This window comes from Streptodolium elevatio (assembly GCF_053592165.1).
In genome coordinates this window covers 137,708-150,313 of the sequence record NZ_JBSFVE010000001.1, presented here as the reverse complement: position 1 = coordinate 150,313, position 12,606 = coordinate 137,708, and the positions used below count along the sequence as shown (strand labels likewise).

Genomic DNA, 12,606 nt, shown 5'->3' with positions numbered 1-12,606 from the left:
CCCTCGTCATCGGGTGACGGTGCCACGTGCGGTTGTGCCGCGTCTGGGGGTGGACCGGACCTCAGGCCACGCGGCGCAGGGCCGCCGTGACGCGCGATGTCGCGACCGACCGGGCATACCGACGGCGGCGCGCGATGATCGCGAGGAGCGGGCCGTGGGCGTAGGGCGATGCGGGGGCGGCGGTCGTCGGGGCGGCGGAGCGGGGCTGGGTCGCGGTCGTCATGGCACTTCTCGTTTCGGTCGGTGACCGTTCCTGGGGGGAGCGGCGCTGACGAGATCAAATTTATGCGTCGGGCCCGACACCGGGCGTCCCCCGCAGGTCGGCGATTGCCGGGCCTCCACTGGTGGGCCTCGGCGGCGATACGTACGACTTGAGGAGGAGGGCACCGCGTGATCCGTCTCAGGGTCACCCCGGAGCTTGAACCCTTGCATCCGTGCATGTATCTCTGGTGCGCGGCCGCGATCCCCACCGCGGCCCGCAGGGGAGGAGTCCGCCATGACCTTGGATCCGCGTACGCCGGTGCTCGTGGGAGCGGCCGCCGTCCAGCAGCGGGACGACCGGCCGGGGGGCGGGCTCGACGCCATCGGACTCATGACCGCGGCCACCGAGGCCGCCGCGGACGACGCCGGGCCGGGCGGCAAGCTGCTGGCGGCGCTGGACCGGGTGCTGATCCCGCGCGGCATGTGGGGGCCGGGGGACCCCGGACGCCGCATCGCCGGCCGGTTCGGCGCCGGGGGCGCGCGTACGCTCGTCGCCGAACTGGGTGTGCTCCAGCAGACGCTGCTCACCCACGCGCAGACCCTGATCGCGGCCGGCAACGCGGATGTGGTGCTGGTCACGGGCGCCGAAGCCGGCTATCGCGACCGCAAGTTGCGCGGCACGGGGCTCCCGTCGATCACCGAGCCGCTGCCGAACACGCCGCCCGACCAGGTGCTCAGCCCGGTGGGCGACATCCTGCACCGCATCGAGATCGAGCGCGGACTGCCCGTCCCGGTGCGGCAGTACGCGATCCTGGAGTCGGCCCTGCGGCACGCCGAGGGGCTGTCCCCGGAAGACCACGCGGCGCGCGTCGCCGAGTTGTGGTCGCGGTTCGCGGACCGCGCGGTCGACAACCCCGACGCATGGCACCGCGCGCCGGTCGACGCCGACGTGATCGCCGCCTCGTCGGCGGCGAATCCGATGATGGCCCGCCCGTACACGCGTACGCACTGCTCGCGCGCGGGCGTCGACCAGGGGGCGGGGCTGATCCTGTGCTCGGCGGAGGCCGCGGAGCGGTACGGAGTGCCGCGCGACCGCTGGGTGTTCCCCTGGGCCGCGGCGGAGTCGAACCAGATGGTGCCGATCGTCGCCCGGGCGCAGCTGCACCGGTCGCCGGGGTTCGCGGCGGTGGGGGCCTGGCTCACCGCGTACACGGGTGTCGCGGCGTCGGATGCCACGTATGTGGACCTCTACAGCTGCTTCCCGGCCGCCGTGCGCATCCAGGCCGCCGAACTCGGGCTGAAGGACCGGCAGGACCTGACGGTGACCGGCGGCATGTCGTTCGCGGGCGGACCGCTCAACAGCTATGTGCTCCAGTCGACGGTCGCGATGGCGAAGGTGCTGCGCGGCGACCCCGCGGCCACCGGACTTGTGACGTGCGTGTCGGGGATGGTCACCAAGCAGGCGGGCGCGGTGTGGTCGGCGACGCCGCCCGCCACACCGTTCCACGGGGAGGACCTGTCGGCGCGTACCGCCGAGGCCGCGACGACGTGCGAGGTCGTCGGGGACTACCGGGGATTGGGCGCGGTGGACGGCTACACGGTCGTGGAAGGACCGGAGGGGCCGACGCAGGCCGTCGCGATCGTCGCGGTGCCGGGCGGCGCGCGCACGGTCGCGACGTCGACGGACCCCGATGTCGTCGCGGCGTTCTGCGAGGGCGAGTGGGTCGGCAGGCATGTGCACGTGGCCGAGGCCGAGTTGGCGCTGTGAGGCCTGGGGCGCGCGGTCAGTGGCCTTCGGGGTAGTGGACGTCGATCTGCCATGCGGCGCGCTGTACGGCGGTCAGGCGCTGTTCGGCCATGCGCCGCGTGATGTCCTGCGGTACGAGGCAGTCCGCGCACGCCTCGGGCCCCGCCACGACGGTCAGTGACACGGCGAAGTCGCCGGTGCGCGCGATGTCGAGGCGGTAGTCGTCGGCCGCAAGGCCGTTCGCGAGCGGGGCGAGGGCGGCGGTGAGGGCCTCGTCCGTGGGGGCCCGGTCGGTTGGAGCCCCGTCGGTGGGGGCGTTGGTGCGGGCGTTGGTGTTGGATGCGTTGGGCGAGGCGGTCACGCGCGTACCTCCGGCTTCGCGGTGAAGAGTTCGAGCGTGCGCTCGACGGCATCGGCGGCCATGGCGTCGAGCTGCGCGTCGGAGGAGCCGCCGAGAGGGCCGGGCACGGTGAGGACGCGGGCCTGCGGGAGCCCGTACAACGCGGTGACCTGCTCGGCCAGTTCGGTGAACCCGGCGGTGGCCAGGAGGACGGTCGGCAGGCCGAGCTGCTCCAGTTCGACGGTGTCGTGCGCGCTCCAGGAGGTGCACGAACCGCAGTCGGCCGATCCGGTGATGACCAGGTCGGCTTCGGCGCGCAGGCGTTCGACGACCTCGGGTTCGGCGGGCAGGGCGGCACTGACCTTGGCGATCTCCAGGGTCACGGTGGCGCCGGTGCGCTCGGCGACCAGGCGGGCGATCGCGCCCTGGATGTACCCGGCGTGCGGCTTGAGGTTGTCGAGGACGGCGATGCGCTTGCCGGACAGGAGTTCGGGGCTCGGCGCCAGCTCCTTGGCGGGCGTGCCGACGCGGCCCTCGGGGGACAGGATCTCGATCATCTGGGGTCCTTCTGCGGTCCGGCCGTCGTACGGCGGCGGGGGGCGGCGGCAGGGTGCGGGTGGGGGTGCGCGGGTGGGGGCGGGGTGGCGTCAGGCGAACGGGACGGTGACGCTGCGGGTGCGGCCCCAACTCGGCACGACGAACGACTGCTTGCCCGGACCGCCGGACACCAGCACACGGATGTTCTCCGGGTGGTCGGTCATGGGCATGAGGTCGTCGTCGCGGAGTGCCTTCATCCACGGGCGCCACAGGTTGGCGGTGAAGTGCGCGCGGAAGTCCCCGGCGGGACGGCGGGCCTTCTCGTACAGGTACGACTGCACGTCCTGCCGCGCCCACCCCGCGCCCGCGATCGTCGCGGCGTGCTCGGGGCCCAGGACGACGAAGTACTCCGCGTCGGACACCACCGCGTTGTTGGTGCCGAACGTCGCCATCACGGTCGCGGCCTTGTCCAGGATCCCGGCGGGCTCGCGGCTCTCCATGTCGTGGAAGTTGTGCGGATTCTCCATACCCGCGACCGTCACCGCGCTGGCGGTGTCGAGGCCGAGGGTGCGCGGGTACGCGGGCCACGGGCTCGCCGCGGTGTTCTCCGCGAAGCAGAAGGTGTACTTCGACGGTTGGCCGTGTGTGGAGGCGTCGCCGAGGCCGGCGCCGTCGTGGCCCTTCGCGGTGCCGCCCGCCACGTGCATCATCACGAAGCGCACCGCGCGACCGAGGGTGGCGTTGGCGCGGTTGCCCGGGCCGAGCGTCCCCGTTCCGGCGTTGAAGCCGCAGCGTTCGACGGCCTCGCCGTGCACGAGGACCATCGCCGAGACCGGGTGCGTGGTCGAGTTGACGCCACGCAGGTTGAACTCGGGGGCGACGAGGCCGCGTACGGCCGCGACGAGGACGGGCAGCAGGTTGGGGGTGCACCCGGCCATCACGGCGTTGACCGCGAGGACGCGCGGCGTGGCCTCGCCGAGGCGGGGCGCGAGCGTGCCGATGACCTCGTCGGGGTCCCCGTCGTAGGCCGCGAGCATCGCGTCGACGCGCTGCGGGGTGGGGGCCACGACGGGAAGGCCGTCGCCCCAGCCCCGGGATTCGAGGAAGGCGTACAGGGCTTCGGGGGACTCGTCGGCGATGGTGAGGGCGGTGTCGAGGGTTGTCACACGCAAGAAGTTAGCCTGACGAGTCGTCAGGTTCAATGGTGGTGTTCGATAATCCGAATCACATAATTGAGTTGTCGAACACGACGGAAACAACTGCGCAAGGAGTCCCTGTGGCTGTGGACATCGATCTGGGCGGGCGAACGGCGCTGGTCACCGGCGGCGGCGCGGGCATCGGGCGGGCGGTGTGCGTTTGGCTGGCCCGGGCCGGGGCCGACGTAGTGGTCACCGACCTGCGCGGGGAGGCCGCAGAGGAGACCGCCGCGCTGGTGGCGGCGGAGGGCGTACGGTCCCTCGCGTGCGCGTTCGACGCGACCGATCCCGCGCAGGTGGCGCGTGTCGTCGACGCGGCCGTTGCGGAGTTCGGCGGGTTGGACATCGCCGTCAACAACGTGGGGATGACGGCCGGTCACGGTGCGTCGGCATTCGTCGACTGGACGCCGCAGGGGTTGCGTGACGTGGTCGGCGTGAACCTGATGGCGACGGCGTACTCGTGCCAGGCGGAGGCGCGGGCGATGATCGCGGGCGGCCGGGGCGGCTGCATCGTGAACGTGAGTTCGGGGGAGACCACGCGGCCCGCGCCCGGACTCGCCCCGTACGGTGCGGCCAAAGCCGCGGTGAACCACCTGACGCAGACCCTCGCCGTGGAGTTGGCGCCGCACCGCATCCGGGTCAACGCGGTGGCGCCGGGGACGACGCTGACCGAGCAGGTCGCGGCGTCGCTGACCCCCGAGTTCCAGGCGGCGCTGCTGGGGGCCATCCCGCTGGGGGCGTTGTCCGAGCCGGACGACATGGCCCGGCTGGTGCTGTTCGTGGTGTCCGACCTCGCGGCGCACACGACCGGGCAGTTCCTGCTGTCGGACAACGGGGCGTTCTTGTCGCGGAGCCGACCGGCGTACGACGTGAAGTGACGTCACTTGTCGGATGGCGGCACCGGGTTCGGCTCTGTGTTCGGCTCCGGGTTCGGCTCCGGGTTCGGCTCTGTGACCGGCTTTCCGTCCGGCTTCTCGTCCGGGGCCGTGTCCGGCTCCGCGTCCGGGACTGTGTCCGGAGCCGTGCGCCGCGGGCGGATCCGTGCCAGGTCCCGGGCGACGGCGTTCAGCCATGTCTCCAGGTCGATCATGAGCGGCAGGGCGGCGCTGTCGCGTCCGGCGGTCTCGTCACCCCCGGGCGCGAGCAGTGCCGCCGGGACGACCTGCTCATATCCCGGCTGCGGCGCCGCGTTCACCCGGCCGTCCAGCGCCTCGGCGGCGAGAACCCCGCATGCCTGCGCCAGTTCACGGCCGCGTGCGGTGAACGCCGAAATCGCGTCCGGCGCCCTGGGGCGCGGGGACTGACGGTGGCCGTCCAGGAGTTCCTGGGCACCCAGCAGCGCGTGGTGCGCCGCGATGAGGACGGCCTGCAAGTCGGTCGGCCGCCGGACGCGCGGGCCCTGGGGCTTCACCCTGCAACTGCGCGAACGACGACTGCGCGAGCCGCAGGGCGTGCCGGGTGTCTGCGACGGACGGCGGCGTGGCTGGGACAGAATGCGGAGTGTCTGCCGCGGATGCCGCAGTGTGTGCCGCGGACGGCGAGGCGCCTGCGACGGGTGGCGGGCCGGGCGGGTCGACGTCGTGCAGCATCGCGGATGTCGTCGCCTCGACGGTGTGGCCCAGACTGCGCAGCAGACGCGCCATGGCCCGCAGCACTTCTGAACTCGCGCCGCGCGGCCACGCCAACACCCCGCACACCAGGCCGACCAGGCAGCCGGTGGCCACGTCCAGAATGCGCGCCTGGGCCAACTCCCGGTTCGCGGGCGCCAGTTGCGCGAACGCGGACGCGACCACCAGCGTGAACAACCCCTGAGCCCAGGCCACGCCGAGCATCGGCCCGACCGAGAAGGCGATCAGCATCGCGGGGGCGAGCACCGCGGCGTACGCGCCCGTGTGCTGCCCGAACCCGATCAGCAGACCTGCCGCGGCCAGAGCGCCCGCGAACGTGCCGACCAGGGCCAGGCGGACATTGCGCCAGGTCCCCATGGCGCTGGTGCGGGTCAGGGTCAGCACCGCGAGCAGCACCCAGAACCCGTGGGCCAGATCCAGGGCGCCCGCGGTCAGGCGGGCGAGCGACAGGCCGACGGTGATCCGGACGGCGTTCTGGAAGTACACCGAGCGCGGTGTCAGGTTCCCGCGTACGCGCCGCCAGTACAGGGACGGCGTGGACCGGCGTGCGTACCAGAACACCGACTCCGGATGCAGCGGACGGGCCCGGCGGCCGTCGACCGCGACGCGTACCGACGACTTCACGATCTGCGCGGACACCGAGGTGGCCAGGACGGCTGCCTGGTGGCGCAGCACCCCCGGCGGCGGACGCGTGGCTGCCGGGCGGCGGGCCTGCGCCAGACGCTCGTCCTGGAAAGCCTCGATCGCCTCGTCCATGCGGGTGGGCGGAGGCGCCGGACCGCCGCGCAGCGCGCGTTCGGTGTCCCGGCAGCTCTCGGCCACGCGCGTGAGCAGCGAACGCGAGGCCTGATCGCGTACGGCCGGCGCCCGGACGTCCAAGGCCTGCAACTGCGCGAGCAGTTCACGGGTCGCGCTACCCGCCTGGGCGAGGGCGCGATCGGTGCGGCCCGCCCCGGCGGGACGCTCGGCGGGCGGCAGCAGCGCCGGGCGCAGGGCTTCTCCCGCGTCTGAGAGGTGGTCCAACAGGGTGTCCGGTGAGGTGTCCGGTGAGGTGTGCGAGGGGTTGGCAGGTGCGTTGGTCGGCCCCTGCCTCGGCTCGGCGGCCAACTTCGCGGCGGCCAGGCCCGCGGTGCGGATCGCATCGGCGAGGAGGCGGCGGTACGGCTTCTCCGGGCCGGGCACCGGCAGCACCCACGCCTCGGCGGCGGCGAGCAGGAGCATGCCGATCGCCGCCCCCGCCAGCCGTCCGGGCAGGTGGTCCGGGGCGTACGGCGGGAACGACGGCAAGATGTACATCAGTTGGAGCCCCGGCGCGGCACCGGCCGGGCGAGGCCCCGCGACAGGGGCGAACGCGAGGCAGAACCCCACGACCACCATGCCTGCGACCGCCGCGGCGGTGTGCACGGCGAGCGCCGTACCCATCGCGACCAGGCCAAGGGCGATGGGGAGGGCGGCCAAGACGACCGTCGCCCGCTGGCGTCCCGAACCGGGGATCCGCGAGAGCGCGCCCATGGCCACAGCGCCGAACAACGCGTAGATGGCCGTTTCGGGGCGGCCGAACGCGTACCGGCACGCGTAGAACCCGAGCGAGGCGGCCAGCGTGACCCGAAGCGCGCGTCGCACAATCTGCCGGAGGTCCGGGAGGTCCGGGCGGTCGTCGGCGGGTCTGCCGGTTGTCGCCATTGCTTGTCCCGTCACCAGGTACGCGGCCTGTCCGGCCGGGGCTCTCTCCGGCTCCCCGACTGCCATTGTCGGCCGGGGCACCCCGACGCGCAGCCGGGAGGTGGGGCGGGTGGCACCTGGAACGGGTGGCAATTGGTGGGCGGTGTTCCGTGGGGGCGGCGCTACGCATGGGCGGCGCCATGCATGGGCGGCGCTGCGAACGGGAGGTGTTACGTATGGGTGGCGCTATGCACAGGTGGCGCTACGCATGGGTGGCGCTCGTCGGCCGCTTGAGGTGACCGCGCGGGCCATGAGACACCATCATGAGCTGCGTCTCCGTCCGCCCGTCAGCTCCCGTACGGGCGGACGGAGACGCGCCTTCCATGACCGCGCCCCGAAGGGTCACGCTTCGGCGGCCGGGCCGGGGCCTGTCTCGCGGACGACGCGGTACGTCGGCGCGCCCGTCATGCGGGGTTCGGCCTTACCGGTGAGGCCGTCGAGCGCCGCCTGTATGGCGGCCATGCGTCCGTCGGTGTCGGAGGTTGCCACGAAGTCCCGGTAGGCGGCCTCGCTCTCCCACGCGACGATGTTGTAGACGCGGGTGCCGTCGGTGCTGACGTGGAACCTGGCCGACCGGTAGCCGGGGTAGAAGCGGACCCAGCGCTCCTGGATCGCGGCGAAGGCGTCGACCAGTTCGGCCTGCGTCGCGGGGCCGTCCACGGTGTAGTCGATGATCGAGTAGAAGCCGTTGTCGGTGCTCATGGCGGTCTCCTGGTTGCGGTTGCGGTTGCGTGCGCGATTGCCGTTGCGATGGCGGGTGTGGTTGGGGTCGCGACTGCGGTTGGGAGTTGGGAGTGCGGTTCGCGATGGGGACGGCGAACGGGGTGCGCCCGGGTCAGGGGACGAGCAGGACGACCTTGCCGCGCCCGTGGCCGACCGCCACCTCGCGCTGGGCGTCGGCGGCACGGGCGAGGGGGTAGGTGCGGCGTACGTGGACCTTGAGCGCACCGCGCGCGTACAGCTCGGCGGCATGCGCGAGGCGTGAGACGTGGCGCAGCGACGGGTCCGTGGTGCGGATCCCGCCCGCGATCGCCCGGTGGTGGTCGACCAGCGTGATGACGCGGGCGGCGTCCACGAGTTCGAGGGCGGCGTCGAGCGAGGCCCCGCCCGCGCCGTCGAGCAGCGCGTCGATCCCGTCGGGGGCGGCGGCACGCAGACGGTCGGCCGTGCCGGGCCCGTACGCCACCGGAATCGCGCCGAGTTCGCGCAGGTACGCATGGTTCTCCGGGCGGGCCGTGCCGATGACCGTCGCACCCAGCTCGCGCGCCAACTGCACGGCGATCGTGCCCACGTTGCCCGCGGCGGCGTTGACGAGGACCGTCTCGCCCGCCTTGACCCCGAGCATCTCCAGGGCGATGGACGACGTCTGCGCACCGGAGTTCAGTCCGCCCGCGACCTCCCACGGCATGTCGGCCGGCTTGACGGTCACGTGTTCGACCGGCACGACGATGTGCTCGGCGTAGCTGTTCAGGATCGAGAAGCCGGCGACTTCGGTGCCGACCGTGATCTCCGCGCCCAGCGCGTTCGCCGTCACGCCCGGGCCGACCGCGTCCACGACACCGGCGAACTCGTTGCCGGGGATGCGGGGCAGCGGGGCTACTTCGGTCAGGTACGCGGGCACCCAGCCTTCGACCACCGCGACGTCGAACGGCTGTACGCCGGCTGCCTTCACCCGTACGCGTACCTCGCCGGCGCCGGGCTCGGGAGTGGCCACCTCGGCCAGGTGCAGGACCTCGGGCCCGCCGGGGGTGTGGAAGAGGGCTGCCTTGCTCATCGTGGGCTCCTCGGGCGTCGTGATTCGGCGGCCTGGCGGCCTGTCGGCTCTGGGGTTCAGCCGCTCGTGTTGCCGGTCACGAAGCTATGCGGGCCCGGGGAGGGGCGAATCCGTAGAACTACGGGAGTTCCGCGGGGTCGGGCTCAGCTCTTGGCGGCGGCGACCATCCGGTCCAACTTGTCGCTCAACTCGGCGAGTGTCTGGCTCCGGTCGACGCCCGAGATCTGCACGCCCAGTTGCTCGGTCAGGCTCACGCTCAGCTCGACGAGCGCCAGGGAGTCGAGGAACAGGTCGTCGAGGGCGGTGTCCGGGGCGACCGCTTCCGCGGGGCGGCCGAGGGTCGTGGTGAGCACCGTGGCGATCGTGTCGTACGTGGAGCCGGGCATGGCTTCCTCCGAGAGGTGGTGGGGGTGGTGAGGGAAGGTGGCGTGGGGGCGGTGATGCGGTGACGCGGTGGTGGGGCGGTCGGGCCTGGGCGTGCGGGCGGGGTCTACGGCCTACGTGTGCGACCGGGGGCCGACGCCGACGCCGACGCCGAGGCCGGGGCTAGGGCCGGGGTCAGGGCTACGGTGTGGTGAAGACGAGGACGGCGTTCTGGCCGCCGAACCCGAAGGAGGTTGTCGCCACCGCGTCCATGCGCAGGCCCCGGGGGACCTTGGTGACAACGTCCAAGTCGATGTCCGGGTCTTGGCGTTCGAGGTTTGCGGTGGGCGGGACAACCTGGTGCCGAAGGCTCAGGACGGAGGCGGCGGCCTCGACGGCTCCGGCGGCGCCGATGGTGTGGCCCAGCGCGCCCTTGTTGGCGGTGACGACGGGAGGGCGCTCGAACACCGCCTTGAGCGCCCGGAATTCGGCCGCGTCGTTGAGCCGGGTTCCGGTGCCGTGCGCGTTGACGTGTGCGATGTCCGGGGCAGACAGACCGGCATCCGCGATGGCCGCGTGCAGCGCCTGTGCCGCGCCCGCGCCTTCGGGATGGGGAGCGGTGGGGTGGTGGGCGTCGCAGGAGGCGCCGTACCCGGCCAGGACCGCCAACGGCACCGCGCCGCGTGCCCGGGCGTGGTCGGCGTGCTCCAGGACCAGCATGCCCGCGCCCTCGGCGAGCACAAAGCCGTCACGGTCGGCGTCGAACGGCCGGGAGGCGCCCGCCGGGTCGTAGGTGCGCCGGGAGAGCGCGCGCATCTGGCCGAACGCGGCGCACGGGACGGGCGAGCACATCGACTCGGCGCCGCCCGCGACGATCACGTCGCACATGCCGGTGCGCAGCATCGCCAGTGCCGTCCCGATGGCGGTCGCGCCCGACGCACACGCGGTGCTGGTGACGAGGTTCGGCCCGCGGGCGCCGAGGTCCAGACCGATCTCGGCGGCGGACATGTTCGGGATCGTGCGCGGCAGGAACCTCGGTGATACGAGGTGGTGTTGACCGCGTTCCATCTTCGCGCAGACGTCCCCGACCGGGGACAGGGAGGCGGTCGCCGTACCCGCGACGACCCCGACCCGCTCGTTCTGCCACGTGCTCGGGTCCAGGCCGGCGTACGCCACGGCTTCGCGGGCCGCGACCACGGCCATTGCGGCGAACCGCTCCAACCGGGCGGCGAGTACGCCCCCGAGCAGCCGCGCCGCGTCGAAGTCCGGCACCCGGCACGAGAAGTCGGTGGGGAGTCCGGCCAGTTCGGGGTCGCGCCGGGCGGTGGGGGTCCCGGCGAGCAGGCCGTTCCAGGTGGCGTCCACACCGATCCCGGCCGGGGTGACCAGTCCGATGCCGGTGACCACGACGTCGCGTACCTTCACAGCAGGCTCCAATCAGATGCGTTCGCAAAGACGTTCGCGGGTCAGGAGACTTTGCGGAGGGTGCGTTCGCGGGCGTAGATGTAGCGGCTGCCGTCGGGGAGGACGTGCAGCGTCACCGGGATGGGGTACGCCCCGTCGCACTCGAAGCCCGCGAGCAACGTGTCGGTGACCGGGACGAGCCGCGTCTCGCGGGGCATCAGGGTGCCGCGGGCCCCGCCGCCCACGAAGCGGGGCCGGAGCCAGATGCCGGAGCCGTCGCGTTCCAGCCGCGCTTCGGCGGGCGAGCAGCGGTACGTGCCGAGGAAGGGCTCGATGTCGATGTCCGCCGGTGTGTCCGGAGCCTCGAACCGGCGTACGGTCACGCCCGCGAGCGCAGCCAGGTCGTCGCGTACGTCCGACCGCAGCGCCATGTTGTCACCGCCGTTCGAGCACAAGGCGATCGCGAGCGATGGGTTCTCCACGGCGTACAGGTACGTGAGCAGCCCGGGCAACTCGCCGCCGTGGCCATAGGTCGAGGAGTGCTTGCCCGGGTAGAGGCGCCAGCCGAGTCCGCGGTAACCGCCGCCCCAGGCACAGGGCATCGGTGCCTGCGGTTCGCGCATCGCCTTGACGGCGGCGGGCGGCAGGTTGCTTTCGGCGTCGGACATGTGTGCCATCGCGAACCGCACCATGTCGCCTGCGGTGGCGCAGAATCCGCTGCCGGGGCCCATGACCCTCGGGGTGTCCCAGCGCAGTGGTGCGGGGGTGGGAACGGGGGCGGACGCGCGCCCGGGGTCGAGGGAGGAGAGGGCGGGGGCGGAGGGGGTGCGGTGGCCGGGTACGCGGCGGGCGTGGTCGGCCAAGTCGGGGCGCGTCACGGTGTCGTGCAGGCCGAGGGGGGCGAGCAGGAGGTCGCGTACGGCCGACTCCCAGACCTTGCCCGTCAGGCGTTCGACGAGGCGTCCGGCGATCAGGAAGCCCGCATGGGAGTACGCGCCGAGCGCGCCCAGCGGGTGGAGTTGGCCGAGGTCGGTGCAGGAAGCGAGGTAGCGCTCCAGGCAGTCGTCGTCCGAACCGACGTCGGGGAACACGCCGTTCTCCAAGCCGCTGGTGTGGCTGAGGAGGTGTCGTACGGTCAAATACCGCGTCGTGGCGGGGTCGGCGACTCGGAAGCCCGGCAGGACTTCGCACACACGCGTGTCCAACTCGACCGCGCCCTGCGCCACCAACTGCATGACCGCGGTGGCGGTGTAGACCTTGGTGATCGAACCGATCTGGAACATCGCGTCGTTGCCCATCGGGGCGCCGGTGGCCTTGTCGAGCACCCCGACCGCGACCTCGTGGACCTCCCCGCCCACACCGATCGCCAGTGTGGCTCCCGGGACATCGTGGAGGCGGCACAACTCCTGCAACCGCTCGCTCCAACGGGAGTAGTCGAAGTCCATCAGGGAGGTGCTTCCTTTCGGTGGCGCTGTCGGCCGTGCTTGCGTCGGTGCCTGCGACGGTGCTTTAGGTGGTGTCCTGGTGATGCCGGGCGTGTGGTGCCTGGGTGGTGACGGCGTCTGTGGCGGTGACGCGCATCAAAGCTACAGAGCGGATGCAGTCATGTACGAATCGTGACGTCGGGTGGCGTGGCGGGCCCGCCCGCCACCACGATTCGCCGCCCCCAAGGCACATCCACGCCGCCCCACGCG

13 protein-coding genes are annotated in these 12,606 nt (G+C 72.6%); 2 read left to right on the top strand and 11 right to left on the bottom strand.

Features of this window, described 5'->3' with window-relative positions:
- Window positions 1-61: 61 nt before the first annotated feature.
- A complete protein-coding gene (locus ACWD12_RS00655; protein ID WP_358347383.1) occupies window positions 62-223 on the bottom strand; it encodes a hypothetical protein in 162 nt (53 codons plus the stop codon).
- A 273-nt stretch (window positions 224-496) separates the two neighbouring features.
- On the opposite strand from ACWD12_RS00655, the gene ACWD12_RS00650 reads away from it, so the two are divergent.
- Complete coding sequence (locus tag ACWD12_RS00650; protein ID WP_450097748.1) at window positions 497-1,969, top strand: acetyl-CoA acetyltransferase; 1,473 nt, start codon at window positions 497-499, stop codon at window positions 1,967-1,969.
- 16 nt (window positions 1,970-1,985) lie between these two features.
- Here ACWD12_RS00650 and ACWD12_RS00645 read toward each other — a convergent pair whose 3' ends face one another.
- The 3 genes from ACWD12_RS00645 to ACWD12_RS00635 all read right to left on the bottom strand — a co-directional run bounded on the left by ACWD12_RS00645 (window position 1,986) and on the right by ACWD12_RS00635 (window position 3,991).
- A complete protein-coding gene (locus ACWD12_RS00645; protein ID WP_450097747.1) occupies window positions 1,986-2,309 on the bottom strand; it encodes a hypothetical protein in 324 nt (107 codons plus the stop codon).
- A complete protein-coding gene (locus ACWD12_RS00640; protein WP_358347392.1) occupies window positions 2,306-2,845 on the bottom strand; it encodes a UGSC family (seleno)protein in 540 nt (179 codons plus the stop codon). Before ACWD12_RS00640 ends, ACWD12_RS00645 begins: the two co-directional genes overlap by 4 nt.
- A 90-nt stretch (window positions 2,846-2,935) precedes the next feature.
- On the bottom strand, window positions 2,936-3,991 hold the full coding sequence (locus ACWD12_RS00635; RefSeq protein ID WP_450097746.1) for a hypothetical protein: 1,056 nt from the start codon (window positions 3,989-3,991) through the stop codon (window positions 2,936-2,938).
- 110 nt (window positions 3,992-4,101) lie between these two features.
- Here ACWD12_RS00635 and ACWD12_RS00630 point away from each other — a divergent pair, with 110 nt between their 5' ends.
- Complete coding sequence (locus ACWD12_RS00630; RefSeq protein WP_450097745.1) at window positions 4,102-4,899, top strand: SDR family NAD(P)-dependent oxidoreductase; 798 nt, start codon at window positions 4,102-4,104, stop codon at window positions 4,897-4,899.
- A gap of 2 nt (window positions 4,900-4,901) precedes the next feature.
- Here ACWD12_RS00630 and ACWD12_RS00625 read toward each other — a convergent pair whose 3' ends face one another.
- The 7 genes from ACWD12_RS00625 to ACWD12_RS00595 all read right to left on the bottom strand — a co-directional run bounded on the left by ACWD12_RS00625 (window position 4,902) and on the right by ACWD12_RS00595 (window position 12,357).
- On the bottom strand, window positions 4,902-5,216 hold the full coding sequence (locus ACWD12_RS00625; RefSeq protein WP_450097744.1) for a hypothetical protein: 315 nt from the start codon (window positions 5,214-5,216) through the stop codon (window positions 4,902-4,904).
- Window positions 5,217-5,265: 49 nt separating this feature from the next.
- Entirely contained in the window at window positions 5,266-7,332 is a 2,067-nt protein-coding gene (locus ACWD12_RS00620) for an FUSC family protein (protein WP_450097743.1), read from the bottom strand.
- 381 nt (window positions 7,333-7,713) lie between these two features.
- Window positions 7,714-8,073, bottom strand: a complete 360-nt coding sequence (locus tag ACWD12_RS00615) for an antibiotic biosynthesis monooxygenase (protein ID WP_450097742.1) — start codon at window positions 8,071-8,073, stop codon at window positions 7,714-7,716.
- A gap of 133 nt (window positions 8,074-8,206) precedes the next feature.
- Entirely contained in the window at window positions 8,207-9,145 is a 939-nt protein-coding gene (locus tag ACWD12_RS00610) for an NADP-dependent oxidoreductase (protein ID WP_450097741.1), read from the bottom strand.
- A gap of 143 nt (window positions 9,146-9,288) precedes the next feature.
- Window positions 9,289-9,531, bottom strand: coding sequence for an acyl carrier protein (locus tag ACWD12_RS00605; protein ID WP_358347409.1), 243 nt, complete (start codon window positions 9,529-9,531; stop codon window positions 9,289-9,291).
- A gap of 178 nt (window positions 9,532-9,709) precedes the next feature.
- Entirely contained in the window at window positions 9,710-10,933 is a 1,224-nt protein-coding gene (locus tag ACWD12_RS00600) for a beta-ketoacyl-[acyl-carrier-protein] synthase family protein (protein ID WP_450097740.1), read from the bottom strand.
- A gap of 41 nt (window positions 10,934-10,974) precedes the next feature.
- Complete coding sequence (locus tag ACWD12_RS00595; protein WP_450097739.1) at window positions 10,975-12,357, bottom strand: serine hydrolase domain-containing protein; 1,383 nt, start codon at window positions 12,355-12,357, stop codon at window positions 10,975-10,977.
- Window positions 12,358-12,606 lie beyond the last annotated feature (249 nt).